General features: G+C 71.5%; 24 protein-coding genes. 10 read left to right on the forward strand and 14 right to left on the reverse strand.

The features are described from left to right. Nucleotides 1-55: 55 nt before the first annotated feature. From ABEA10_RS14345 to ABEA10_RS14355, 3 genes are read right to left on the reverse strand one after another with little or no spacing between them, the layout of a single operon-like run. Entirely contained in the window at nucleotides 56-982 is a 927-nt protein-coding gene (locus tag ABEA10_RS14345) for a glucose-6-phosphate dehydrogenase assembly protein OpcA (RefSeq protein WP_345463116.1), read from the reverse strand. Nucleotides 983-1013: 31 nt separating this feature from the next. Further along, nucleotides 1014-2183 (reverse strand): zinc-dependent alcohol dehydrogenase, encoded by a 1170-nt coding sequence (locus ABEA10_RS14350; protein WP_345463119.1) that lies wholly within the window; start codon nucleotides 2181-2183, stop codon nucleotides 1014-1016. Continuing rightward, complete coding sequence (locus ABEA10_RS14355) at nucleotides 2180-3088, reverse strand: SRPBCC family protein (protein ID WP_345463122.1); 909 nt, start codon at nucleotides 3086-3088, stop codon at nucleotides 2180-2182. Before ABEA10_RS14355 ends, ABEA10_RS14350 begins: the two co-directional genes overlap by 4 nt. 237 nt (nucleotides 3089-3325) lie before the next feature. On the opposite strand from ABEA10_RS14355, the gene ctaD reads away from it, so the two are divergent. After that, nucleotides 3326-5005, forward strand: coding sequence for an aa3-type cytochrome oxidase subunit I (ctaD, locus tag ABEA10_RS14360; protein ID WP_345463125.1), 1680 nt, complete (start codon nucleotides 3326-3328; stop codon nucleotides 5003-5005). Between the two features lie 97 nt (nucleotides 5006-5102). Then, nucleotides 5103-5333: a hypothetical protein gene (locus ABEA10_RS14365; protein ID WP_329237112.1), complete on the forward strand. Its 231-nt coding sequence runs from the start codon at nucleotides 5103-5105 to the stop codon at nucleotides 5331-5333. Between the two features lie 58 nt (nucleotides 5334-5391). Here the strand turns inward: ABEA10_RS14365 and ABEA10_RS14370 are convergent, their stop codons facing one another. After that, complete coding sequence (locus ABEA10_RS14370) at nucleotides 5392-5763, reverse strand: DUF2267 domain-containing protein (protein ID WP_345463132.1); 372 nt, start codon at nucleotides 5761-5763, stop codon at nucleotides 5392-5394. Between the two features lie 348 nt (nucleotides 5764-6111). Here ABEA10_RS14370 and ABEA10_RS14375 point away from each other — a divergent pair, with 348 nt between their 5' ends. Then, a complete protein-coding gene (locus ABEA10_RS14375) occupies nucleotides 6112-6750 on the forward strand; it encodes an SUKH-3 domain-containing protein (protein ID WP_345463136.1) in 639 nt (212 codons plus the stop codon). A gap of 66 nt (nucleotides 6751-6816) precedes the next feature. On the opposite strand, the gene ABEA10_RS14380 is transcribed toward ABEA10_RS14375, so the two are convergent. Then, nucleotides 6817-7248 carry a DUF2267 domain-containing protein gene (locus ABEA10_RS14380; protein ID WP_345463139.1) on the reverse strand — a complete coding sequence of 144 codons (432 nt, stop codon included), beginning with the start codon at nucleotides 7246-7248 and terminating at the stop codon, nucleotides 6817-6819. Nucleotides 7249-7577: 329 nt separating this feature from the next. On the opposite strand from ABEA10_RS14380, the gene dnaK reads away from it, so the two are divergent. From dnaK to clpB, 5 genes are read left to right on the forward strand one after another with little or no spacing between them, the layout of a single operon-like run. Further along, the gene (gene dnaK, locus ABEA10_RS14385; protein ID WP_345463142.1) at nucleotides 7578-9494 is read left to right on the forward strand and encodes a molecular chaperone DnaK; all 1917 of its coding nucleotides are present in this window, start codon (nucleotides 7578-7580) and stop codon (nucleotides 9492-9494) included. Between the two features lie 8 nt (nucleotides 9495-9502). Beyond that, nucleotides 9503-10108 (forward strand): nucleotide exchange factor GrpE, encoded by a 606-nt coding sequence (locus tag ABEA10_RS14390; protein ID WP_345463145.1) that lies wholly within the window; start codon nucleotides 9503-9505, stop codon nucleotides 10106-10108. Continuing rightward, nucleotides 10092-11048: a DnaJ C-terminal domain-containing protein gene (locus ABEA10_RS14395; protein WP_345463148.1), complete on the forward strand. Its 957-nt coding sequence runs from the start codon at nucleotides 10092-10094 to the stop codon at nucleotides 11046-11048. Before ABEA10_RS14390 ends, ABEA10_RS14395 begins: the two co-directional genes overlap by 17 nt. Then, entirely contained in the window at nucleotides 11045-11365 is a 321-nt protein-coding gene (locus ABEA10_RS14400; protein ID WP_329237127.1) for a chaperone modulator CbpM, read from the forward strand. The genes ABEA10_RS14395 and ABEA10_RS14400 overlap by 4 nt, the downstream gene beginning before the upstream one ends. Beyond that, a complete protein-coding gene (clpB, locus tag ABEA10_RS14405; protein ID WP_345463154.1) occupies nucleotides 11347-13959 on the forward strand; it encodes an ATP-dependent chaperone ClpB in 2613 nt (870 codons plus the stop codon). The genes ABEA10_RS14400 and clpB overlap by 19 nt, the downstream gene beginning before the upstream one ends. A gap of 64 nt (nucleotides 13960-14023) precedes the next feature. Here the strand turns inward: clpB and ABEA10_RS14410 are convergent, their stop codons facing one another. From ABEA10_RS14410 to ABEA10_RS14445, 8 genes are all read right to left on the reverse strand, one after another. Beyond that, nucleotides 14024-14542: a (2Fe-2S)-binding protein gene (locus ABEA10_RS14410; RefSeq protein ID WP_345463157.1), complete on the reverse strand. Its 519-nt coding sequence runs from the start codon at nucleotides 14540-14542 to the stop codon at nucleotides 14024-14026. 65 nt (nucleotides 14543-14607) lie between these two features. Next, nucleotides 14608-15453, reverse strand: a complete 846-nt coding sequence (locus ABEA10_RS14415; protein ID WP_345463160.1) for an FAD binding domain-containing protein — start codon at nucleotides 15451-15453, stop codon at nucleotides 14608-14610. After that, nucleotides 15450-17792 carry a xanthine dehydrogenase family protein molybdopterin-binding subunit gene (locus ABEA10_RS14420; RefSeq protein ID WP_345463163.1) on the reverse strand — a complete coding sequence of 781 codons (2343 nt, stop codon included), beginning with the start codon at nucleotides 17790-17792 and terminating at the stop codon, nucleotides 15450-15452. Before ABEA10_RS14420 ends, ABEA10_RS14415 begins: the two co-directional genes overlap by 4 nt. After that, nucleotides 17765-18523, reverse strand: a complete 759-nt coding sequence (locus ABEA10_RS14425) for an ABC transporter permease (protein ID WP_345463166.1) — start codon at nucleotides 18521-18523, stop codon at nucleotides 17765-17767. Before ABEA10_RS14425 ends, ABEA10_RS14420 begins: the two co-directional genes overlap by 28 nt. After that, nucleotides 18520-19359 (reverse strand): ABC transporter permease, encoded by an 840-nt coding sequence (locus ABEA10_RS14430; RefSeq protein WP_345463169.1) that lies wholly within the window; start codon nucleotides 19357-19359, stop codon nucleotides 18520-18522. The genes ABEA10_RS14425 and ABEA10_RS14430 overlap by 4 nt, the downstream gene beginning before the upstream one ends. Beyond that, nucleotides 19356-20153, reverse strand: a complete 798-nt coding sequence (locus ABEA10_RS14435) for an ABC transporter ATP-binding protein (protein WP_345463172.1) — start codon at nucleotides 20151-20153, stop codon at nucleotides 19356-19358. Before ABEA10_RS14435 ends, ABEA10_RS14430 begins: the two co-directional genes overlap by 4 nt. A 12-nt stretch (nucleotides 20154-20165) precedes the next feature. Then, entirely contained in the window at nucleotides 20166-21173 is a 1008-nt protein-coding gene (locus ABEA10_RS14440; RefSeq protein ID WP_345463175.1) for an ABC transporter substrate-binding protein, read from the reverse strand. 267 nt (nucleotides 21174-21440) lie between these two features. Further along, the gene (locus ABEA10_RS14445; protein WP_329237155.1) at nucleotides 21441-22445 is read right to left on the reverse strand and encodes an LLM class flavin-dependent oxidoreductase; all 1005 of its coding nucleotides are present in this window, start codon (nucleotides 22443-22445) and stop codon (nucleotides 21441-21443) included. A 68-nt stretch (nucleotides 22446-22513) separates the two neighbouring features. Between ABEA10_RS14445 and ABEA10_RS14450 the strand changes: the two genes are divergently transcribed. Then, complete coding sequence (locus tag ABEA10_RS14450; RefSeq protein WP_345463179.1) at nucleotides 22514-23686, forward strand: acyl-CoA dehydrogenase family protein; 1173 nt, start codon at nucleotides 22514-22516, stop codon at nucleotides 23684-23686. 13 nt (nucleotides 23687-23699) lie between these two features. Then, complete coding sequence (locus ABEA10_RS14455) at nucleotides 23700-24299, forward strand: SRPBCC family protein (protein ID WP_345463182.1); 600 nt, start codon at nucleotides 23700-23702, stop codon at nucleotides 24297-24299. A gap of 15 nt (nucleotides 24300-24314) precedes the next feature. Here ABEA10_RS14455 and ABEA10_RS14460 read toward each other — a convergent pair whose 3' ends face one another. Then, nucleotides 24315-25487: an amidohydrolase family protein gene (locus ABEA10_RS14460; protein ID WP_345463185.1), complete on the reverse strand. Its 1173-nt coding sequence runs from the start codon at nucleotides 25485-25487 to the stop codon at nucleotides 24315-24317. Nucleotides 25488-25541 lie beyond the last annotated feature (54 nt).

The raw sequence follows: 25541 nt of genomic DNA on the forward strand, positions 1-25541 counted from the left end.
CTACCAAGGCATGATCGACCTGGCCACCCTGCTCATATGGCTTTGAGGACACGCTCTAGGGCACGCCGGCGGGGACGCGGAGCGTGACGTTCTCCGCCCAGCCCACGAGTGCCTCGCGGTAGATCTCGTCGGGCTCGAGCCGGCGGAGCTCCTCGGCGATCAGCTCGGCCTTCGGCCGCCGGTGCAGACCCACCTGCCGCTCGGGCTGGCCGGGCCGGCTGAGGGTCGCCACCCGCCCGTCCGGGCGCGTCACGGACATGCGTCCGGTCGTCGTCTCCAGCGCGACCGACGTCACGCCGGGGCCGCACGACCAGGCCACCTCGGCCGGCGCCTCCAGCCGTGCGGACAGCCAGGAGGCGAGGAGCACGGCGCTGGGGTTGCCGAACGCGGCCTCGATCGTGATCCCGGTGATGGCCCCGTGCGGCTTGTCCAGCCCGCTGGCCAGCAAGGAGCGCCACGGCGTGAGCCTCGTCCAGGACAGGTCGGTGTCGCCTGGCCGGTAGGCCAGCGCCAGCCGGGTCAGCGCGTCGAGGGGGTCGGCGTTGCCGGTGACGTCGGTGACGCGACGCTGGGCGAGGTGGCCGAGAGGCTCGTCGCCGGGACGGCTCGGCGCCTCACCGGGCCACCAGGTGATGACCGGCGTGTCGGGCAGCAGCAGCGGCAGCACGGCCGACTCGGCGTGCTGGGCCAGCGACCCGTACATCCGCATCAGGACGGTCTCGCCGGGGCCGGTGTCGCCGGCGTGGACCTCCGCGTCCAGCCGAGGCTCCTCACCGCCGCGCCGGATGACGGCGAGGATCCGGCTGGGGCTGTCCTGCGACGCTTCGGCCGAGAAGCGCAGCGCATCGTACTGGCCCACCTCGTCGGTGACGATCACGAGGGTCAGCACCTTGCCGCTCGCCGGGCCGCCCACGCGGTGGCGTACCGCGATGAGCGCCTCCTCGATCTTGCCGGTCGTCGTGTTCACCAGATCAATGATCATGATCGGTACCTCCCGTGCGCCGGTACGGGCGCTACGGCGTGAGGACCACCTTGAGGCAGTCGTCCTCCTTCTGCCGGAAGATCTCGTAGCCGTGCGGGGCGTCCTCCAGCGGCATGCGGTGGCTGATGACGAAGCCGGGATCGATGTCCCCGGCGCGGATCCGCTCCAGCAGCGGGCGCAGGTAACGCTGGACGTGACACTGGGCGCCCCGCAGGGTGATCGACCGGTTCATCAGCGAGCCCATCGGGAACTTGTCCACGAAGCCGCCGTAGACGCCGACGACCGAGACGACTCCCCCGTTGCGGCAGGCCATGATCGCCTCCCGCAGCGCGAACGGCCGGTCGGTCTCGGTCCTGGTCGCCTGCTTGGCCCGGTCGTACCCGTACATCAGCGGGGCGGGGTGGTGCGCCTCGATGCCGACCGCGTCGATGCACGCGTCCGGCCCCCGGCCGGCCGTCATGTCGCGCAGAGCGTCGAGGACGTCGGTCCGTTCGTAGTCGAGGACCTCGGCACCCGCGCGCTCGGCCTTGTCGAGCCGGTACGGGATGCGGTCGATCGCGATCACCCGCTCGGCGCCCATGAGGAAGGCCGACGCGATGGCGAACTGCCCGACCGGCCCGGCGCCCCAGACGGCGATGACGTCGCCCGGCGTGATGTCGCACATCTCGGCGCCCATCCAGCCGGTCGGGAAGATGTCGGACAGGAAGAGCACCTGCTCGTCCGGCAGGTCGTCCTCGATCTTGATCGGGCCGACGTCGGCGAACGGCACGCGCGCGTACTCCGCCTGCCCGCCCGCGAAGCCGCCCAGCATGTGCGAGTAGCCGAAGATGCCCGCCGGGCTGTAGCCCATCACCTTCTCCGCCATGCCGGCGTTCGGGTTGGAGTTCTCACAGACCGAGTACAGGCCGTGCTCGCACGCGTCGCAGGCACCGCAGGCGATCGGGAACGGCACGACGACACGGTCGCCGGCCCGCAGGCCGGTGACGTCCGGCCCCGTCTCGACCACCTCCCCCATGAACTCGTGCCCGAGCACGTCGCCCTTCTTCATCGTCGGGATGTAGCCGTCGTAGAGGTGGAGATCGGATCCGCAGATCGCCGTGGAGGTGATGCGGACGATCGCGTCGCGGGAGTTGAGGATCCGCGGATCCGGCACGTCCCGGACCTCGACGTGGTTGCGGCCCATCCAGCAGTTGGCTCTCACGGCGTCCCCCCTGTCGTCACCGGCTGCGCCGGGCGCCGCCGGAGCCGGGGCATCGCCCGCACGCCCTCCGGGCCGCCCTCCGCGCGCAGTACCTCGCCGGTCTCCATGATCTGCTTGAATCGCCGCAGGTCCTCGCGTACCTGCCGCTCGGGGTGCGCGAGAGCCGCCCCGGCCGCGCCGTACGGCAACTCGTAGAGGAGCCGGACCCGCACCTCGGTCCCCTGGAGGCCCGGCGCATCGGCGAAGCGCACCTCACCGCTGTTCGTCACCACGGTGCCCCGGGAGGAGCACCAGGCGATGACCTCGCCCGGCCGGTCCTCGACGATCTCCGCGTCCCACTCGACCGTGCGCCCGGACGGACCGCGGACGGCCCAGCGGGAGTGGCGGTCGTCGATCACCGTCACCGACTCCAGACGGCTCGTGAAGCGCGGCAGGTTCGCGAGGTCGCGCCAGAAGCGGTACACCTCCTCACGCGGGCGCCGGACCGTGATCGCCGCGTGCAGCGTCAACTCCCGGTCCCACGGGCGGCGGCCCCGGCGCAGTGCGGTGGCCAGGTCGACGGCCGCGATGCCCGCGACCGCCGCCGTGGCGACCGCCGCCCGGCGGCGCCGCACTCCCCGGCGGCGGGCCGCCGCGAGGCCGAGCACGGCCAGGTCGGCCGCGTCGCCCGCCACTCGCGTCCACACCCACGGCCCCGGGACGCGGCTGCCCAGCAGGACGGCCGCCTGGCACAGCTCGCGTACGCCCGCGAGCGGCACCAGCAGGTGGGCCGACGCGGAGTCGTCCACCCCGGTGATGCGGCGTACGGCGTTCGGCACGGCGAGCTGGGCCGCTCCCAATCCCACGCCGGCCCAGCCGAGTGCGCGGGCCGGCCGATCGGTCTTGCGCTGACGTCCATCGTTCATGGCGTCCTCCCCCCGGCCCGCGAGTGCCAGGCCGAGCCACGGAGCGTGATGTACGTCCTCTTACCAGCGGACCTCTTCGGCTCCGCCGGTTCAAGGGCGCGGGGTAAAACTTGGGCAAGCCGCCCCCGGACGCGGATCACGACGACGCTCCGACCTGGGAGGACGTGACGCGGTTGGCCACCGTACGCAGCGGGAACGGCTGGGGATGGCGATGCCGGACGGCACTGGAGACCGGTCATGGTACTTACGGGGCGTACACCACCGACCGCTCCGGAGCGACCCCCGCGTGCCCGCGGCGGAGCCGTCGTCTCCGTGCTCACCACGACCGATCACAAGGTGATCGGTTACCTGTACCTGACGACGGCGTTCGGCTTCTTCCTCATCGCCGGCCTGCTCGCGATGATCATCCGGGCCGAGCTCGCCGAGCCGGGAATGCAGTTCGTCGGCGCGAACCGGTACAACACCCTGTTCACCATGCACGGCACGCTCATGCTGCTGCTGTTCGCGACACCGCTGTTCGGCGGGTTCGCCAACTTCCTGGTGCCACTGCAGATCGGGGCGCCCGATGTCGCCTTCCCGCGGATGAACGCCCTCGGCTACTGGCTGTTCCTGTTCGGCGGGATCATGGTGGTGGCGTCGATGCTCGTTCCGGACGGCCCGGCGAGCTTCGGCTGGACCGCCTACACACCGCTCAGCGACTCGGTCCACTCGCCCGGCGGCGGCGGAGACCTGTGGATCATGGGCTTGGTGCTGTCCGGCCTGGGCACGATCCTGACCTCGGTCAACTTCATGACGACCATCGTCGCCATGCGCGCGCCGGGGATGACGATGTTCCGGATGCCGATCTTCACGTGGAACATCCTGTTCACCGGCATCCTGGTGCTCCTGGCCTTCCCCGTGCTGGCCGCGGCGCTGCTGGTGCTGGAGGCCGACCGCAAGCTCGGCGCGCACGTGTACGACGCCAGTTCGTACGGGGCGATGATCTGGCAGCACCTGTTCTGGTTCTTCGGCCACCCCGAGGTCTACATCGTCGCGCTGCCGTTCTTCGGCATCGTCACCGAGATCATCCCGGTGTTCTCCCGCAAACCGCTGTTCGGCTACGTCGGCATGGTCGGCGCGACCGTCGCGATCACGGGCCTGTCGGCCACGGTGTGGGCGCACCACATGTTCGCCACCGGCCAGGTGCTGCTGCCCTTCTTCTCCTTCATGTCGTTCCTGATCGCGATCCCGACGGGGGTGAAGTTCTTCAACTGGACGGGCACGATGTGGCGCGGGCACCTGACGTTCGAGTCGCCGATGCTGTGGGCGATCGGGTTCCTGGTGACCTTCCTGTTCGGCGGGCTGACCGGCGTGATCCTCGCCTCGCCCGCACTCGACTTCCACGCCACCGACAGCTACTTCGTCGTCGCACACTTCCACTACGTGCTGTTCGGCACCGTGGTGTTCGCCATGTTCGCCGGGTTCTACTTCTGGTGGCCGAAGATGACGGGCCGGATGCTGAACGACCGGCTCGGCAAGATCCACTTCTGGATGCTGTTCATCGGCTTCCACATGACGTTCCTCGTCCAGCACTGGCTCGGCGCGGAAGGCATGCAACGGCGCGTCCCCGACTACTGGAGCCCGTTCGCGACGCTGAACGCCGTGTCCAGCGCGGGGGCGTTCCTGCTCGGCCTGTCCACGCTGGTGTTCATCTACAACGTCTACTGGACCGCCCGGAACTCGCCGAAGATCATGGCCGACGACCCCTGGGGGTACGGCAACTCGCTGGAGTGGGCCACCTCGTCCCCGCCGCCGCGCCACAACTTCCAGGAGATCCCCCGTATCCGGTCCGACCGGCCGGCGTTCGACCTGCACTACCCGCACACGCCGCTGCCGGCCGGCGGCGAAACGTCGCACGAAGCACCCGGCGAGGGCTGAAGGCCGTCGCGTCCCACCCGACTACGCCCAGGTCAAGGCGGGTAGTGGAGCAGTACGCCGTTGATGGCGGAACGCGAACAGCTGACAGGGGGCGCTCATGACTGTGCGCAACGAGGAGACCGGGCAGATCACCGGAACCCAGGACAAGGACTACAACCTGCTCTGGTTCACCGAGACGTGCCTGAAGAACGCGCTACGGCTGGAGACCTACATCGCCGACGCCGACCGGTCGGGCGACTCCGAACTGGCCGACCTGTTCCGCCGCGCCCAGGCCGAGAGCCGCAAGGGCGCGGAGCAGGGCAAGGAGTTCCTCCGCCGGCGCCTGTGACGTCCCTGCCGAGCGTCGCCGACCGCCCGGGACCCGCAGATGGGTTCCGGGCGGTCGCTCAGGGCGGGGGCAGCAGCATCGTGTAGTCCGGCGGGAGCCGGGTCGTCAGGCCGGCGTACGCCTCGTTCCCGACCGCCTCACGGAGGGCGGCGGCGACGGCGCGGACGTCGCGTTCGGCCGACTCGGTGTCCACGCCCTCGCGTTCGGCGACGCGGCGCAGGAACTCGGCGACGGCGAAGCGCTCGGCGGAACGCTCGGTGCGCAGCCAGGGCCTGATCTCGTCGGGGAGCCGCGGGATCAGGGCATCGGCGTTCTCGCGCGAGAGGCGTTCACCCAGTGTCGTCAGGACCGCTCGCGCGGCGCGTTCGGCCTCCCCGGCGTCGCCCCCGGCCTCGCTCTGCGTGATCTGCAGGAACTCGGAGTACTCCATGCCCACCCAGCGCCCACTCAGCGGAACCGCCGGTGAAGCGGCGAGCGGACGCTCGCGCCTTTCCGGCCGGCACGGTCCGAAGTGCGCCCTCCCCGCCCGGCGGCGGGGACGGCGCGTTCGGCTCCCCTGCGGCGGTTCGTCAGTGACCCTCGCTCTGCCGGATCGCCACGCCTGGGACGCTATGCGCCGCGGTCCGGCGCGACATCCCTAATCCGGGTAGTGCGCCACCGCGCAGCGGAGGCCGTGGCGGGGCCCCTAAGCCGGCGCGGGACAGGACCGGAGTGCCCTGAGCGAGCGGATGAGCACCGGTGTTCTCCCTGCTTCTCCGGGGATACGCGGGATCGAGCGATGGGGGCTCATGAGCGAGGCGGCGGAGCCCGGCCACGGCGGTTCACCTACGCCACCCTGTCGCCGCTGTCCGGCGCCGGCTGGATGCCGGGGCGGGACACCATCGCGCGGGTGGCCCCGTGGTTCGACGTCCTCGCCGCGCGGGGCGTCGAGGTCCACGACGCCGCCCGCGCGATCTACCGCGAGTTCGCCCTGTTGGACGCCACGCCCATGTACGACCGCGGGGAGTTGCTGACCGCGCCGCTCTACTTCCTGCCGGCCGAGGACGTCGCGCTCGACGACCAGGCCCTCAGGAGGTGGGCGTCGCTCGCCGGAGCCATCGGAGGCCGCCCGGTGTGCCCGGTCGCGCACACGGTCGGTGACCACCCGGGCCGGCCGCACGTCATCGTCGCCGACGACCTCGGCCGCGTCTTCCCGGTGCGCGAGACCGGCGAGGACTTCCTCGGCGAGAACATCGACCAGGCGATGGAACTGCTCTTCCACGGTCTCGAACCGCCGCCGGTACGCGACGGCCGCTGGACGCCCCGCGACGACATCCCCGGCCCGGCGGCCCCGCGCGAGGACGACCCGCTCTTCCAGTACTTCCCGCCCACCGAGGCGGAACCGCGCTATCTGCGCGAGCTCGGCCTCGACATCTGAGCGTGGCGCACGCCGGGGCCGTGCCCGGCGTTCTCACCTGGCGAACGCATCGTGGTACGGGCGCTCTCAGGGCAGCATCTCCGCCAGGTCCTTGGGCAGTTCGGCCTTGATGCCCTGCCACTCGCCGTCGGTGACGTAGAGGCGCAGCGCCTGGGTCACCGAGCTCACGAGCTTCTCGGTGCCGCCTTCCACCTCGCACGGCGGCATCTCACGGCGAATGTGGTCGAGGAAGTCCTCGCGGTGCATCTTCATGGGCACCCCGCTCGGATGCCACCCGTCGTAGTAGAGGCCCCGGACCAGCAGCGGCAGCTGAGCGGCGAAGTGCGCCGTCTCGTCGACCGTCAGGCGATCGCGAACCGCGTGCAGCACCGCGCGCAGGGCGCCATAGGACTGGTTCCGGCGCTCCTTCGGCCAGCCGCACGACTCTTCGATCTGCCGCAGCATGCGGTTCGTCTTGTGCAGCGTGGTGTCGAACGATGAATATCCCGTCTGAGTCATCCCGGTGCCCCGTTTCTTGGGATTACGACCGCGTCCCCAGACCGCTATAACGGCCCCCTCCCCCGGGCCTCCGCGGCGCAAACGAAGCGCGCCACCGGGATCACGGCTTCGCCGGGGCCTCGTCGCCGCTTACCCCTCCGATCCCTACCAGGGTTGAGGATGCGCCGGGCCGCGCGGACGGCGAGTGTCGATGGAGGAGACACGGGCCGACGTCAGGACCGGCCGCGGGACGGGCGTCCCGGCCCCCGGGAGCCGAGCGGCTCGGCAGCAGGCGAGCCCCCCGGTCCGGTGCGCGCACCGCGGCAGGTCGGACAGTACGGAGGTGGGTCATGCCGAAGGCGGCGGGGATCGATCTGGGGACGACGAACTCGGTGATCGCGGCGATGGTGGAAGGCCATGCGTCGGTGGTGCCGAACAGTGAGGGGTCGCGGACCACGCCGTCGGTGGTGGCGTTCACGCCCGAGGGCGAACGGCTGGTGGGACAGCTGGCGCGCCGTCAGGCGATCCTGAACCCGAAGGGGACGATCTATTCGGCCAAGCGGTTCATTGGGCGGCGGTTCGACGAGGTGGCCAGTGAGCTGACCGCGGTGACGTTCGACGTGGTCGCGGGGCCGGACGGCGCGGTGCGGTTCCAGGTGGGGGGCAAGCAGTACGCGCCGGAGGAGATCTCCGCCCTGATCCTGCGGAAGCTGGCCGATGACGCGGGCAAGTTCCTCGGTGAACGGGTGACCGAGGCGGTCATCACGGTCCCGGCGTACTTCAACGACGCCCAGCGGCACGCCACCCGGGACGCGGGGCGGATCGCGGGGCTGGAGGTGCTGCGGATCATCAACGAGCCGACCGCCGCCGCGCTCGCCTACGGGCTGGACAAGAAGGGCAACGAGACGGTCCTGGTGTTCGACCTGGGCGGCGGGACCTTCGACGTGAGCATCCTCGACGTCGGGGACGGCGTCGTGGAGGTCCGGGCCACCTCCGGCGACGGGCACCTCGGCGGGGACGACTTCGACCGCCGGACCGTGGACCACCTGGCGGATGAGTTCAAGCGCGACACCGGGATCGACCTGCGGGATGACCCCCAGGCGCTGCAGCGGCTGTTCGAGGCGGCCGAGAAGGCGAAGGTGGAGCTGTCCTCGGTGACGCAGACGACGATCAACCTGCCGTTCGTCACCGCGGACGCCACCGGTCCCAAGCACCTGAACACCACGTTGATGCGCTCGACGTTCGAGCAGCTGATCGCGGATCAGCTGGCGCGGTGCGAGGGTCCGATGCGGCAGGCGATGGGCGACGCGAAGATCACCGCCGACGACATCGACGAGGTGATCCTGGTCGGCGGGTCGACGCGGATCCCGGCGGTCCAGGCCCTGGTACGGCGGCTGACCGGCGGCAAGGAGCCGAACATGACGGTCAACCCCGACGAGGTGGTCGCGATCGGCGCGGCCATCCAGGCCGGGGTGCTCAAGGGCGAGGTCGAGGACGTCGTGCTGCTCGACGTCACACCGCTGTCGCTGGGCCTGGAGACCCTGGGCGGGGTGATGACCAAGACCATCGACCGCAACACCACGATCCCGGCGCGGCGCAGCGAGACGTTCTCCACCGCCGAGGACAACCAGACGGCGGTGGACGTGGTGGTCCTGCAGGGCGAGCGGGAGCGTGCGGCGGACAACCGGACGCTGGGCCGGTTCCGGCTGGAGAACATCCGTCCGGCTCCGCGGGGAGAGCCGCAGATCGAGGTGACCTTCGATGTGGACGCCAACGGGATCTTGAACGTCTCGGCGCGGGACAAGGACACCGGCGCCCAGCAGGCGATCACCATCAGCGAGAGCACCAATCTGGATCCCTCGGAGATCGACCGGATGATCCGGGACGCCGAGGCGCACAGCACCGAGGACGCCCGGATCAAGGAGACCATCGACGCCCGCAACACCCTCGACTCGGTCGCCTACCAGGTGGAGCGGCGGCTGGGCGAGTTCGGCGATCGGGTGCCCGAGCACGAGCGGGCACGGGCGCAGATGCTCATCAACGACGCCCGCCAGGCGATCAAGGAAGAGGCGCCGATCGACCGGCTCCGTTCCCTGACCACCGAACTCCAGCAGGTCTACCACGGTCTGTCCGCCATCGGCGCCGCCGGCGGACCCGGAGAACCTGGCGGGCCGGGCGGTCCCGGAGGCCCCGGTGGGCCGGGACGGCCGCCGCCCGGCGGCGGCGGCGAGGACGTGATCGACGCGGAGTTCACCACCGATGAGTGAGACAGCCGATGAGTGAGACAGCAGGCGGCGGCGAGGCCGGGCGTCCGCGCGAGCCGCGCACCTGGCCGCCGGACCCCGCCGGCCCGCCCGCCCAGGCGCCGGCCGAAGAGGCCGGACGCGGCCCGGCCGAGCCGGTCGAGGCCGCCGATGAGGCCGGGGAGGACATCGCGGCGAAGGTCGCGGAGCTGGAGGACCGGTGGCGGCGGACGCTCGCGGACCTGGACAACTACCGCAAACGCACCGTCCGCGCCCTGGACGAGGAACGCGACGCCGAGCGCGCCCGTACGGCCGCGCAGTGGCTGCCGGTCCTGGACAACCTCGAACGCGCCCTCGAACACGCCGACGCCGAGCCCGGCGCCGTCATCCAGGGCGTCCGTGCCGTCCTCGACCAGGCCCGCGACGTGATCGCGCGCCTCGGCTACCCGCGCCAGGACGACGTCGGCGTGCCGTTCGATCCCTTCCGGCACGAGGCGGTGAGCACCCTGGCCGGCACCGACGCGCCCGAAGGAACCGTGGTCGGGGTGGCGCTGCCGGGGTACGGCGAGGGACCGCGGCAGCTGCGACCGGCGCAGGTGGTGGTCGCCAAGGGACGGTCCGATGGCCCCGCCTCGTGACTTCTATGCCGATCTGGGGGTGTCGCGGACCGCGAGCCAGGACGAGATCCAGCGTGCCTATCGCAAGCTCGCCCGCCAGTACCACCCCGATGTCAACAAGTCCCCCGAGGCCGAGGAGCGGTTCAAGGACGCCTCCGAGGCGTACTCGGTGCTGTCCGACCCCGAGCAGCGCAGACGCTACGACGCGTTCGGCGCCGACTTCCGCCGGGTTCCCGAGGACGTCGATCCCGAGGCCTGGGCGCGCGCCCGTGCCGGAGCCGGCCGGGCCCGTACCGGCACCGGAGCCGGCGGCGGGTTCGAGGGGTTCGGCGGGGTCGACTTCGAGGACCTGTTCGGGGACGTCTTCGCCCGGCGCGGCGCGGGCGCCCGGCGGGCGCCGTACGGCGGTGGCTGGGGGCCGATGCCGGGCGCGGACCAGGAGGCCCAGGTCGAGCTGTCGGTCGTGGAGGCCTACCACGGCACGCGCCGGAAACTGACCATCTCCGGTCCGGAGGGCACCCGGACGGTGGAGGTGAACATCCCCGCCGGGGTCACCGACGGGCAGCGAATCCGCCTGGCCGGTCAGGGCGGCCGCGGGATGGACGGCGGGCCGGCCGGCGACCTGTACCTGGTGGTCTCCATCCGGCCCGACGAGCGCTACCGCGTCGAGGGCCGCGACATCTTCCTCCGGCTGCCGGTCGCCCCCTGGGAGGCCACGCTGGGCACGACCGTACCGCTGGAGACCCCCGGCGGCGACGCCAAGGTCAAGGTCCCGCCCGGAAGCTCGTCGGGCCGGCGGCTGCGGCTGCGGGGGCGCGGGCTGCCGAACCCGCGCGGTGCGGCCGGTGACCTGTTCGCCGAAATCCAGATCGTGGTGCCTCCGCGGCCGACCGACGAGGAGCGGCGGCTGTTCGAACGGCTCGCCGCCGCGTCCACCTTCGATCCCCGGGAGCGGCGATGACCTACGCGCTGATGCGACCACTACGCCTGGACCTGGACTCCTTCGCCCGGCTGTGCGGCACCCATCCCGACCTGATCCGCCGGCTCGTCGCCCTGGACCTGATCGAGGCCGAGCAGGACGCCTGCGGGGAGCTGTGGTTCATGCCCGCGCAGATCGCCGCGGTCGGCCGTATCCGTCGGCTGCGCTCCGCGTTCCCCCTCAACTACGCCTCCATCGGCCTGGTGTGTGAGCTGCTCGACCGCATCGCCGCGCTGGAGTCGGCCATGCAGCATCGTTCGAGACGTCTGGGAGACCGAACATGGACATCAACAAGCTGACCGAGAAGTCACAACAGGCCCTGAAGGCCGCCCAGACCCACGCGGTCGAGAAAGGACACAGCGACGTCGACGCCGAGCACCTGGCCGTGGCGTTGATCGACCAGCCCGACGGTCTCGCGTCACGCCTGCTGGAACAGGCCAACGTCGACCCCGGCCTGCTGAGGAGCGAGATGGAGAGCCTGCTCGGCAGGCGTCCCCGGGTCGCCGGTCCCGGAGCGACCCCCGAGCAGGTGCACGTCACCCGCCGGCTCGGGCGGGTGCTGGAGAAGTCGTTCGAGGAGGCGCGAAGGCTCAGGGACGACTACGTGTCGGTCGAGCACCTGCTGATGGCGCTGATCGACGAGGCCGTGATCACGGGGGTGCCGCCGGAGAAGTTCGCCGAGGCGGTGAACGCGGTGCGGGGCAACCAGCGGGTCACCTCCGCCACCCCCGAGGCGGCGTACGAGGCGCTGGAGAAGTACGGGCGGGATCTGGTCGCCGAGGCGCGGGAGGGCAAGCTGGACCCGGTCATCGGGCGTGACACCGAGATCCGCCGCGTCATCCAGATCCTGTCCCGCAAGACCAAGAACAACCCCGTCCTGGTCGGCGATCCCGGCGTCGGTAAGACCGCGATCGTCGAGGGCCTGGCGCAGCGCATCGAACGCGGCGACGTGCCGGAGGGGCTGCGCGGCAGGACCGTGGTCAACCTGGACCTGGGCGCCCTGGTCGCGGGCGCGAAGTACCGGGGCGAGTTCGAAGAACGCATGCAGGCCGTGCTGAACGAGGTCAAGGCCGCCGCGGGGCGGATCCTGCTGTTCGTGGACGAGCTGCACAACGTGGTCGGCGCCGGCGCCACCGAGGGGTCCATGGACGCGGGCAACATGCTCAAGCCCATGCTCGCCCGCGGTGAGCTGCACATGATCGGCGCCACGACGCTGCAGGAGTACCGCCGCTACATCGAGAAGGACGCCGCGCTGGAGCGCCGGTTCCAGCCGGTCATGGTGGACGAGCCCTCCGTGGAGGACGCCATCTCCATCCTGCGCGGGCTGCGCGAGCGGCTGGAGGTCTTCCACGGCGTGAAGATCCAGGACGCCGCGCTGGTCGCCGCGGTCGTGCTCAGTCACCGCTACATCTCCGACCGCTTCCTGCCCGACAAGGCCATCGACCTGGTGGACGAGGCGTGCGCCAAGCTCCGTACCGAGATCGACTCCATGCCCGCCGAGCTGGACGAGCTGACCCGGCGCGTCACCCGGATGGAGATCGAGGCGGCGGCCCTGGAGAAGGAGGAGGACCCGGCGAGCCGCGCCCGGCTGGAGGACCTGCGCCTCGACCTGGACGGGCTGCGGTCGGAGGCGGAGGCCATGCGGGCGCAGTGGGAGGCCGAGCGCCACACGCTGCGGCGCCTGCAGGACCTGCGGCAGGAGATCGAACAGGTGCGCCGCGACGCCGACCAGGCCGAACGCGAGTACGACCTGAACCGGGCCGCGGAGCTCCGCCACGGCGTGCTGCCGGACCTCGAACGCCGCCTGCGGTCGGAAGAGGAGCGGCTGCTCGCCAAGCAGGGCGAGCACCGGCTGTTGCGCGAGGTCGTGACCGAGGACGAGATCGCCGCGATCGTCGCCCGCTGGACCGGCATCCCGGTCAGCCGCCTCAAGGAGGGCGAACGCGAGAAGCTGCTGCGGCTCGAGGACATCCTCCACGAGCGCGTCATCGGCCAGGACGAGGCCGTCCGGCTCGTCTCCGACGCCATCATCCGCGCCCGCTCCGGCATCAAGGACCCGCGGCGCCCGATCGGGTCGTTCGTGTTCCTCGGCCCGACCGGCGTCGGCAAGACCGAACTGGCCAAGGCGCTCGCCGAGGCGCTGTTCGACACCGAGGACAACATGGTGCGTCTCGACATGAGCGAGTACCAGGAGCGGCACACCGTCAGCCGCCTGGTCGGCGCGCCTCCCGGATACATCGGGTACGAGGAGGGCGGTCAGCTGACCGAGGCGGTCCGCCGCAAGCCGTACTCGGTCGTGCTGCTCGACGAGATCGAGAAGGCGCACCCCGACGTCTTCAACACGCTGCTGCAGGTCCTGGACGACGGCCGCCTGACGGACGCGCAGGGCCGTACGGTCGACTTCCGCAACACGATCCTGATCATGACGTCCAACATCGGGTCGGAGCTGCTGCTGGAGGGCGTCACCGACCAGGGCGAGCTCAAGCCGGACACGCGGGAGGCGGTGCTGGCGGCGATGCGGGTCCACTTCCGCCCGGAGTTCCTCAACCGGGTCGACGACATCGTGCTGTTCAAGCCGCTGACGCAGCCCGAGATCGAACAGATCGTGGACCTGATGCTGGGCGACCTGCGCGAGCGCCTCGCCGAACGCCTCACGATGCTGGAGGTGAGCGCGGAGGCGCGCGCCTTCATCGCCCGCGAGGGGTTCGACCCGGTCTACGGCGCCCGTCCGCTGCGCCGCTTCCTCGCCCGCGAGGTCGAGACGCCCATCGGCCGCGCCCTGCTCACCGGCGACATCCACGACGGAGCCGTCATCCACGTGAACCTGGAGAACGGCCACCTCGTCGTCCGCCACGAGAACCCGGTGGAGGCCGAGGCCGTCGTGTCGGGCTGACCCGGCCCGGCCACGCAACGCCGGTGAGCCCGACGCCGGGCCGGGCTCCACGGGGTCGCCGCCCTCAGCGTGGCCCCGGGATGCCCGAGTCGTCACGCCCGGGCGTGCCACGCCGGGCGACCTCGAGTACGGCCTCGACGATCCCCTGGTAACCCGTGCACCGGCACACGTTGCCTGACAGCCGCTCGCGTACCTCGTCCTCGTCGAGGTCACGGCCCTCGGCGAGCAGTTCCGTCGCGACCATGAGGAACCCCGGGGTGCAGAAGCCGCACTGCAGGCCGTGGTGGTCGGCCAGGGCGGTCTGGAGTGGGTTCAGCGGATCGCCGTCGGACAGGCCCTCGACGGTCCGCACCGAACGGCCGGACGCCTGGGCGGCCAGGACCAGGCACGACCGTACACTCCGGCCGTCCAGCAGGACGGTGCACGCGCCGCACACGCCGTGCTCGCAGCCGAGGTGCGTGCCGGTCAGGCCCAGATGGTCGCGCAGGAAGTCCGCGAGGGACGTACGGGGTGGCACGGCACCACGGCGGGTCACGCCGTTGACCACCAGGTCGATCGGCACACCGCCGTCCGGGTCGCTCATGATCCCTCCTTTCGCCGGTGGAGAGGGCCGGACGCGCGCGTTGTCGATCCGCTCACTCCGTTCGCTCATGTCTCTCTCCGGGCGGCGTCGCGCAGGGCGCGGGTGACGCACACCCGTGCGTGCGCCCGCCGCAGCTCCGGCTCGTCGGGCGGGTCCAGGTCACGGGTCGCGTCCGCCGCGTACGCCTCGACGGTCTGGTCGGTCACCGGACGTCCCGTCAGCACGGCCGTGTCGAGAAGGATCGGACGGTCCGCCACGCCGAACAGCACGCACCGCACCTGTCGTACGACGCCCGCCTCGCGGCTCAGCACGACGGCCGCGCCGGCGGACGCGAAGTCGCCCCGCCGCCGCGCGATCTCCGCGAATCCCCACGTGGTGCCGCACTCCGGCGCCGGGACGCGGATCCACGTCAGCATCTCGGCGGGCTCCAGAACCGTGGTGTAGAAGGACAGGAAGAACGCCTCCGCCGGGACCTCACGGCGCGGGTGGCCGTGGCGGTCGACGTAGAGCGTGGCGTCCAGTGCGACGAGCGCCGCCGGGAGTTCGGCGGCCGGGTCCGCGTGGGCGACGCTCCCGCCGACCGTGCCCTGGTTGCGGATCGAGACGTGCCCGACGTGGCCGACCGCCTCGGCCAGCAGCGGCACACGGCGCCGCACAAGAGGGTCGGTCTCCAGCCTGCGGTGGGTGCACAACGCGCCCACGATCAGCGAGTCCTCGTCGTCGAAGATCCGGTCCAGCTCGCCGAGCCGACCGATGTCGATCAGGTGCGACGGACGCGACAGCCGGAGGTTCATCACGGCGAGGAGGCTCTGGCCGCCCGCGAGCAGCTTGCCGTCCGGGGCGGCACGCAGGTCGGCGAGGGCCTCGGCGACGTCCAGCGGACGCCGGTACTGGAACGGCGCCGGCTTCACCTCGTGTCCTCCCCGCACATCGCATGGACGTCGGCCGGCCGCAGCGGCGTCGCCGTCAGCCTGGTCCGCCGGGACGGTACGGCGTCCTCGACCGCGCTCGCCAGCGTCGCGTACACCGCGATCGTGCCGCTCTCCCCGACGCCCTTGACGCCCAGCGGGTTCAGCGTCGCGTCGGTGTGCATTGCGGCGACGTCGACCGTCGGGACGTCGAGAGTGCCCGGCAGCAGGTACTCGGCGAAGGTGGCGGTCAGCGGCTGACCGTCCGGCCCGTACGGGAAGGACTCCAGCAGGGCGCCCCCGATGCCCTGGGCGACCCCGCCCCGGATCTGGCCCTCCACGACCGCAGGATTGATCTCCACACCGCCCTCGTGCGCGACGGCGTAGCGCAGCACCCGGACCAGTCCCGTGGCGGGCTCGACGCCGACGATGGCGGCATGGGCCCCCATCGTCCATGTCACGGTCGAGGGCTCGTAGACGCCGCTGATGTCCAGATCGCCCTCATCGGCCAGCCGCCCGTCCAGGGCGAGCGCGCCCGCGAGCTGCTCCCAGGTGAGCGTCTCCCCCGAGACGGCCGTGAACCCCTCCGGGCCGGACGACAGGTCGGCGGTGTCACGGCCGAGCATCTTGGCCGCGAGCACCACCGCGCGTTCGCGCATCCGCACGCAGACCTCGCGCACGGCGTTGCCCGCGACGACGGCGGTGCGGCTCGCGAACGTACCGACGCCGACGGCCAGCCGGTCCGTGTCCGACGGATGCCACACGATGCGGTCCAGGCTCACCCCGAGCGCGTCGGCCGCCGCCTGCGGGAGCGTCGTCTCGTGCGACTGCCCGGCGGAGGCGGCGCCGGTGGACAGCTCCACCCGGCCGTCGCTGAGCAGCCGTACCCGCGCCGACTCGCGCGGACCGCGACCCGTCGCCTCCATGTAGCAGCCGACGCCGTGGCCGACCGCGAGTTCCGGGTGCCGCGCGGCGGCCTCGGCGACCGCCTCGCGCGGCAGCAGTTCGAGGCACGCGTCCAGGCACTTCCGGTAGTCGCCGCCGTCATAGGTGATCGCCACACCGTCGCGGTACGGCAGCGGCCGGGCGTACGGCAGGTCGGCGGCGCCGAGCAGGTTCCGCCGTCGGATCTCCTCGCGGCCGATGCCGAGCCGGTCGGCGGCGGCGTCCAGGCTGCGTTCGAGCGCGAAGCACGCCTCCGGCCGGCCCGCGCCGCGGTACTGCGCGACGGTCGTCTTGTTGGTGTAGACGGCCTTTCCGGTGACCCGGTAGGCGGGCAGCCGGTAGGGCCCCAGCAGATGGATCGCGGTGTTGGCGACGATGCCGGCCACCCAAAGGCTGCCCGCGCCGAGGTCGGCGGCGAAGTCGACGCTCAGCGCCAGCAGCGAGCCGTCGGCGTCCACCGCGAGCTCGGCGGTGAGCACCTGGTCGCGCGCCTGCGCGGTGGCGACGAAGTGCTCCGAGCGGTCCTCGATCCAGGCGACCGAGCGACCGAGCCGCCGCGCCAGGTACGGGACGAGGATCTCCTCCGGGTAGACGTTCGCCTTCGGGCCGAACCCGCCGCCGACGTCCGGCACGGTCACCCGTACCGACCAGCGCGGCCAGCCCGTCGCGGCGCAGATCGCGTCGCGTACGACGTGCGGAACCTGCGTGGACGTCCGCACGTGCACCCGGCCTTCGAGCGGGTCCCACTGGGCCAGGACGCCGCGGCACTCGATCGGTACGCCGCCGTGCCGGCCCATCCGGTAGGTCTCGCGGACCACGACCGCGGCCCGCTCACGCGCCGCCTCCACGTCGCCGAACGAGGTGGCGAGCGTCGCGGCGACGTTCCCCGATACGTCCGGGTGGACCCGTGGGGCATCCGGGGCGAGCGCCTGCTCGATGCTCGTGACCGGACGGCCCGGCTCGTACTCCACGGTCACGAGCTCGATCGCGTCCTCGGCGAGCGCGCGGCTGTCGGCGACGACGACCGCGACCGGCTCGCCGACGTACCGAACCCGGTCCACCGCGAGGGTGTCGATCGGCCGCGGCGTCCAGCGGAACCCGAACGCCTCCGCGAAGACCGGGTGCGGCCGGTGCAGCGGCTCGATCGGTCCGAGCACCCCGTCCAGGTCGGTGCCGGTGAGCACCAGGTGCACACCGGGCAGCTCGCGCGCCGCCGTCGCGTCGACCCGGATCGACGCGCTCGCCTGGGTGGAGCGCACGAGTGCCGCGTGCAGCGTCGCGACGTCGACCAGGTCCGCGACGTACCGCCCGCGCCCGGTCAGGAAACGCCGGTCCTCCCGGCGCGGGACGGAGGTGCCGACATAGCCGCTCACCTGACCCGCCGTTCGAGTTCCCACAGGGCGAAGGACACCACGAAGGAGACGATGAGGAGCAGGAGGATCGTGCCCATCATGGTGGCGTACTCCCCGGCGCTGTACGCGCTGAGCACCACGCGCCCCAGCCCCTTGTCGGTGGCGAAGAACTCCGAGAGCACCACGCCCACCATCGCCAGCGAGACCGCCAGGCGGACGCCGGTGAGCAGCGGCCTGCGGATGGCGGGCAGGAGGATCATGGTCGCGTACTGCCGGCGGGAGGCCTGGAGCGACCGCGCCAGCTTGCCGTAGATCTGCGGGATCTCCCGTACGCCGGCCTCCACGTTGATCAGCACGGGGAAGAGCGCGAACAGCACGCCCATCACCATCTTGGAGCCGTAGCCGAGGTGGAATACCGGCAGCAGCATCGGGTACAGCACGATCTTCGGCAGGCCGTTGAGCCCGATGACCATCGGTTCGAAGAGCGTGCGGGCACGGCGCGACAGCCCCAGGCCGATCCCGATGAGGCCGCCGACGATCGTGCCGATGGCGAAGGCCGAGAGCGCCGCGATGCCGGTGACCCGCAGGTCGTCCAGGTAGTCGGGGTCGCCGAAGGAGTGCACGAGCGCCCGTACGCTGGCCGCCGGCGTGGGGATCGCGAAGGTCAGCCTCGACAGCAGCCACCAGAGGATGGCGGCGGCCAGGAGCACGAGCACCGAGCCGATCGCCACGGCCGGCGGCGCGGACGCCCTCCGTGCCGGGGACAGGGTCGTCATGAGCCGGACCTCCCTTTGAGCAGGGCGCGTTCGAGGAGCGCGAGCGCCGATGTCAGCGCCAGTGAGATCACGAAGACGACGAGGATGTAGGCCACCATCGTCGCGTTGTCGAACGACTCGTACAGGTAGCGGATGCGGTGGCCGATCCCCGAGGACGCCGTGGTGAACTCCATCGCGATCGCGCCGATCAGCGCGTACACGCCGGCGAGGCGGAGCCCGGCGAGCAGGAACGGCGCGGCGGCGGGCAGCGCGATGTGCAGCAGCGTCTGGCGCCGGCCGCAGCCGAGGGAACGGGCCAGTTTGAGGTGGACCGGCCGGATGCCGCGCAGCCCCACCCACGTGTTGAGCGCCATGGGGATGAACGCCATGACCGTCGAGAGGATCACCACCGGCCACTGGTTGATGCCGACGATGACGATCATGACCGGATAGAACAGCACCATCGGGACCGCGTAGAAGGACACCAGGTACGGCTCGAAGATCTTCCCGGCGGTCGGCGCCTTCCAGAACACGATGCCGACTACCAGTCCCAGGACGGCGCCGCCGGCGAAGGCCATGCCGACCTCCCAGACGGTGCTTCCGCAGTCCGCCCAGAACTGGCCGGTGCGCACGGCCGCGGTGAACGCGGTCCATACCGAACCCGGTTTGGGCAACGTCGCCTCGGACCACAGAGACGCCGCCGAGCCGGCGATCCACACGACCACGGCGAGCACCACGAGGCCGGCCGTCGACCAAGCGCCGGCGGGCCCCGGCAAACGTACGGCGCGCCTCCGCGCGGCCGGCGGCACCGTCTCGGCCGCCGCCGGCCGCACGGCCTCGCGTACGCGGGCCGTCACGCCGACTCCGCCATGAATCCGCGCATCGCTTCCTTCTGCAGCGACTCCCAGATCCGGTTGCGCAGGTCGTTGAACCGCGGCGTGGACACGACGCCCGCGTCGCGGTCGTCAGGCAGGTCCACGTCGATCACGTCGATGATCCGGCCGGGCCGGTACGACATGACCCACACCTGCTGCGACATCAGCAGCGCCTCGGACATGTCGTGCGTGACGAACAGGACCGTCTGCTGCGTCTGGCCCCAGATGCGGCGCACCTCGGCGCCCAGCAGCAGCCGTGTCTGCTGGTCCAGTGCCGCGAACGGCTCGTCCATCAGCAGCACCGAGGGCCGCTGGGCGAGTGTCCGCGCGAGGGCGACGCGCTGGCGCATGCCGCCGGACAGCATCGACGGATAGGCGGACTCGAACCCCTGCAGCCCGACGAGCTCCACCATCTCGCGGGCACGGGCGGCCCGCTCTCCCTTGGGGACGCCGAGGACGCGCATCCCGAAGACGACGTTCTCCGTCACCGTCTTCCAGGGCAGCGTCGAGTCCTCCTGGAACACCATGCCGGTGCGACGGTCCGGGCCGGTGACCCGCGCGCCGTTGATCTCGACCGTGCCCGAGGTGGGTCGTTGCAGGCCGGCCACCACATTGAGCAGCGTCGACTTGCCGCAGCCGCTCGGGCCGACGATCGAGACGAACCGATGCTCGCCGATCTCGTGTGTGATCCCGTCGACGGCGGTGACGGGCTCGTCATCGCCGTTCGCGTCGAACCGTACGGTGACGCCGTCCAGTTTCAGTCCCGCGGTAGCCATGCTGGGACCTCCCTATGAAAGATTTCCGGCGCGGTCGGCCGCGGGCAGGTACCGCTGGTCGAGGACCTTCGACCAGTCGACCGGCGCCTTGATCTGGCCGGCGCCCCGCATCATGTCCGACAGGTTCTTCAGGGCGGCCGGGTCGACCTTCAGCGAGTACGCCTTCGCCGTCTCCGGCGTCTGCTTCAGCGCGTCCGTCATGGTCGCCTCGTCCACGCCCACGAGCGGCCCGAGCTCCTTGCCCGCGACGTCGGGCTGCTGGGCGACACTCTGCAGCGCCTGGTCGGCGACCTGCAGGAACTTGCTGACGGCCGCGGAGTGCTTCTTGGCGAAACCGGTGTTGACCGCGACCATGTCCGCCGGGAAGTCGCCGATGAGGTCGCGGGCCTGGACGAGAACGCGGGCGCCGTCGGTCTTCTGCTTCTGGGTGATGAACGGGTGCATCGCCCAGCCCGCGGTGATCTTGCCGGACTTGGCGGCGGTCCAGTTGTCGCCCATCGCGCCGACCGACACCCCCTTGATCCCGTCCTGCGGCGCTTTGGCCTGCATCGCCTTGAGCACCAGCTCGGTGGAGGAGCCGGCGGTCGAGTAGCCGAGCGAGGCTCCGTTGATGGTCGCGCCGTTCTTGGCGGTGATCCAGGAGAAGTCGTTCACCTGGAACCACGGCGCGATGACCTTCAGGTTGGCGGCCGGCTTGCTCGACGCCAGCACGACCGAGGCTCCGCCCGCGATGGCGATGTCGGCGTCGCCGCTCGTGACGACGCGGAGCGTGTTGCCACCGCCGCCGCCCGAGTAGATCGACACGTCGAGGCCCTGCTGCTTGAACCAGCCCTTGTTGATCGCGAGCTGGAGGACCGCCATGAAGGGCAGCTTGTCGACGTCCGTGGCGGACACCCGGACCTTGACGTTGCCGGATTCGGACTCGTCGCCGCCGCCTCCACAGGCGGTGGCGGTGGCCATGGCCAGAGTGGCCACCGCGAGTGCGACGAGGCGGCGTGGCCTGCGCGACGTTCTGTTCATGCGTCTCTCCTCACTCCGCCGGCCCGCGGCAGGAGGGTGTGAGCTTTCGGGGGATGGCTCGTGCAGGGATACGGCGGGCCGCCACCGCGGCCACCAGGCCGAGGAGCGCCAGGAGAAGCACCGGCCAGGACCAGTCGCGATGACGGGTGCGGGCCGAGGCCTCCGATGATTCGCGGTGCGCCGGCGGCTGCGTGGCAGTGCGCCGCAACGGCGGAGGGGCACCTGGTACGGGCGCCCCTGGAGGTGGATACGGGTCCGCCATGGGGACTAGCCCCGCGGTTCCAGGCCGTCGACGATCTCGGCGAACGCCCGGATGGTCGCCGTCCTGCTCTCCCCCGGCCGCACGAACGGGACGATCGACATCTGGTCGATCCCCAGCTTGGCGACGTCGGCGACACGTGCGCGGCACTCGTCGGGAGTGCCGGCCATGGCGAACAGATCCACCAGCTCGTCGGGCACCAGGTCGGCGTGGTCGGCCTCGGTGTCCATGTGGTGGTAGTAGTCGTAGGTCTCCCGGATGCGGTCGATCGCCTCCTGCAACGACGGGTCCACCTGTGCGGGCAGCGGACGGATGCAGACCCGCGCCACGTGTGCGCGGGTGAGGTCGCGGGCCCGCACCGGGTCGTCGGCGATGGCCGTCGGCGTCCACAGCACGATGTGCAGGTCGTCAAGGGTGCGGCCGGAGGCGCGGGCGCCCTTCTCGATCGTCGCCAGGGCGGCCTCGACGAACTCACGGGCCGTCCCGACCAGGACGATCACCCCGTCGGCGATCCGGCCGGCCAGCTCCAGGATCTTCGGCGCCGACGCCGCGATGTAGATCGGCACGCGCACCGGCTCGCGCAGGTAGCCGAGGCGGAACTCCGCGCCGCTGTCGGGTTCGCGCACGGCCTCTCCGCGGAACAGCCGGCGCAGTTCGTCGACGGCCTCCTCGAGCTGGGCCAGTTTGAGAGGCGACAGTCCCATCGTCCGCAGCGAGGAATCGCCGGTGCCGATGCCCAGCGCCACGCGTCCGCCCGTGTACTCCGCCAGAGTCGCCCAGGTCGAGGCGAGCAGGGATCGATGCCGGGTCACGGCGTTGGTGACGCCGGTGCCGAGCACGACCCGCTCGGTGCCGACGGCCGCGGCGCCCATCGTGATCGAGGATTCGCGCCAGATGTTCTGCGAGTCGCCGAACCAGACGTTGTCGTAGCCGAGTGTCTCGGCGAGCCGTGTGTAGTCCCGGATGACCCCGACGGGCTCGGTGGGGAAGAGCCCGACGCCCTTGCTGATCACGCGACCTCCACAGGTATCATGAATCATGTATACATGACCCTAACGGAGCCCGATCTCGAAGGGAAGACATGTCGAGCAGCTCGTTGCAGTCCCTCAGCCCGCTTGACCTCGACCGGCTGCTGACCGCCGACGAACGCGCCGTGCGCGACGCGGTACGCGACCTGGCCGCCAAGGAGCTCCTGCCCAATGTCGAAGAGTGGTACGAGGCAGGGAGGATCCCCCGCGAACTGGCTCAGGAGTTCGGCAGGCTCGGCCTGCTGGGCATGCACCTGAACGGCTACGGCTGCGCCGGCATGAGCGCCGTCGACTACGGCGTCGCCTGCCTCGAACTCGAGGCCGTGGACAGCGGGCTGCGCAGCTTCGTTTCGGTCCAGGGCTCCCTCGCGATGACCGCGATCCACCGGTTCGGCTCGGAGGAGCAGCGTGAGCACTGGCTGCCGCGGATGGCGACCGGTGAGGTCGTCGGCTGCTTCGGCCTGACCGAGCCCGACCACGGCAGCGACCCGGCCGGCATGCGCACGCGCGCCCGCCGCGACGGCGACGACTGGGTGCTGAACGGCGCCAAGATGTGGATCACGAACGGGAGCATCGCGGACGTCGCCGTCGTGTGGGCCGCCACCGAGGACCGCGTCCGTGGATTCCTCGTTCCCGCCGGCACGCCCGGCTTCACCACCCGCGAGATGAAGCGCAAGCTCTCGTTGCGCGCCTCGATCACCTCCGAGCTGCTCCTGGAGGAGGTGCGGCTGCCCGCCGACGCGGTCCTGCCGGGCGTGACCGGCCTGCGCGGGCCCCTGTCGTGCCTGAACGAGGCGAGGTACGGGATCCTGTGGGGCGCGATCGGATCCGCCCGTACCTGCTTCGAGACCGCCGTCGGCTACGCCGGCTCGCGGGTCCAGTTCGGCCGGCCGATCGCCGGCTTCCAGCTCACCCAGCGCAAGCTCGCCGACATGTACCTCGAGCTGACCAAGGGAGCACTGCTGGCCCTGCAGATCGGCCGGTTGAAGGACGCCGGCGACCTGACGCCGCAGCTGGTCAGCGCCGGGAAGCTGAACAACGTCCGCGCGGCGCTGACGATCGCCCGCGAGGCCCGCACCATCCTCGGCGCCAACGGCGTCACGCTGGAGTATCCCGTCATGCGGCACGCCGCGAATCTGGAGTCGGTGCTGACCTACGAGGGCACCAGTGAGATCCACACCCTCGTTCTCGGTGAGGCCATCACCGGGATCCCCGCCTACCGCTGAGAGGGAGACACCGGTGCGGCTGCGGAACGCGTTCCAGGTACCCACGAGCATCGACACCGCCTGGGAGGTGCTCACCGACATTCCACGCCTGGCTCCCTGCATGCCCGGGGCCCGTCTCGACGAGCCGTCCGGCGACGGGGAGTTCACCGGCGCGGTCAAGGTCAGAGTCGGCCCGATCGGAGTCGAGTACCGGGGCACCGCCCGCGTGCTGGAGCGCGACGACGCGGGGCGGCGGATGGTGGTGGAGGGCCGGGCGCGCGACGTCCGCGGCCAGGGCGACGCCACGGCGGTGATCACGCTGACCGCCCGCGAGGAGTCCGGTACGACGATGGCCGAGGTCGTCACCGACCTCGACATCAGCGGGCGGATCGCCCAGTTCGGACGAGGCGCGCTGGAGCAGGTGAGCGGCCGTCTCGTGGAGGAGTTCGCCGGGCGGCTGCGCGCCGAGGTGACGGGCGGCACGCCGCCGACCCCCGCCGCGGACGCCGTGAGCCTGCGCACCCTGCTCCCCGGCCGGCCCTCGCCCGCCGCTCTGCGGTACGCGGCCGCCGCCGCGGCGACCGCGGCGGCCCTGGCGGTCCTGGCCGTCAGGGCACGCCGCGGGCGTCGCTGAACGATGCGGACCTGGTCAGTACGCCGTGACCGCCGCGCTCGCCTGGGGTGGCGGAGTCTGCTCGCTGCGCCCGCTGACCAGCGGGACACCGTCGACGAGGACCGCGGAGATACCCGGCAGGTCGCCGAGGGCGAAGCACTCCAGCGCGTCCGTGCCGCGCGAACCCTTGATCGGGCCCAGCACGACGAGGTCGGCCGGGCGCCCGGGGGCGAGCACGCCCTGGGGCAGGCCGTGCCGGGCGGCGGTGTTGCCGGTGGCCGCCGCGACGGCGAGTTCGGGCGCGAGTCCGCAGACCGAGGCGAGGAAACAGATGTTGCGCATCATGCCCCGAGGGATCACGCCCGTGCCGCCGGGCGTGTCGGTGCCCACGGTGAGCCGGTCGAGCCGGCCGGCCTCGCGCAGGTGGTCGACCGTGACCATGGTCGCCCGGTAGTTCATCGAGCTGCACACCTCGAAACCGGCGTCCGGCAGGTCGTCGATGACACCGCGAATCTCCTCGTCGGGCATGGGGATCGGGCCGCCGGAGATGTGCCCGACCACGTCCGGCCGTACGGCGGCGACCACGTCACGGCCGGCGACCCGGCTCGAGCCCGAGCGCGAGACGCCGCCCGAGTGCATCTTCACGGTCATGCCGCGCTCGGCCGCCCAGCGCATGTACTCGACCGCCTCGCCGTCGTCGAGGCGGTTCCAGTCGTAGAAGATGAACTTGAGCTGCCGGATGCCGGCCTCGGCCATCTGGTCGAAGTGCGCGGCGGTCATGCCCGGCACCAGCAGCAGCGTCCCCGCCTCGACCTTCACCCCCGAGGGCCGCGTCCGCGCGAGAGTGGCGCGCGACACCCGTGCCAGGCCGAGGACCAGGTCGGGGGTGAGGTCCTCGAACGGCAGACCGGGGACGTGCAGCTCGCCGGCCGAGACCATCGTCGTCGTCCCGCCGTGCAGGTAGTTGTGGATCCAGCCGACCGCGTTCTGGGCCGGCGTCCACTCCCCCACGGTCGGATGCACGTGGCCGTCCACCAGGCCGGGGATGACGGTAAGCCCGTTCGCGTCGACGACCGTGTCGGGAGCCGGGCAGTCGCCGCCGATCGAGGTGATCACGCCGTCCTCGACCACCAGCGTCGTGTCGCGCACCGGTGGCGCCGCGTCCCCCGTCACGAGCAAGCCGATACCGGTCACCAGCGTCCGTCCCACGGTGCCTCCCAGGATTGATCGGAGAGTACGGACTATGTATACATGATACGTGAC

Source organism: Actinoallomurus oryzae (genome assembly GCF_039541955.1).
GTDB lineage: Bacteria > Actinomycetota > Actinomycetes > Streptosporangiales > Streptosporangiaceae > Actinoallomurus > Actinoallomurus oryzae.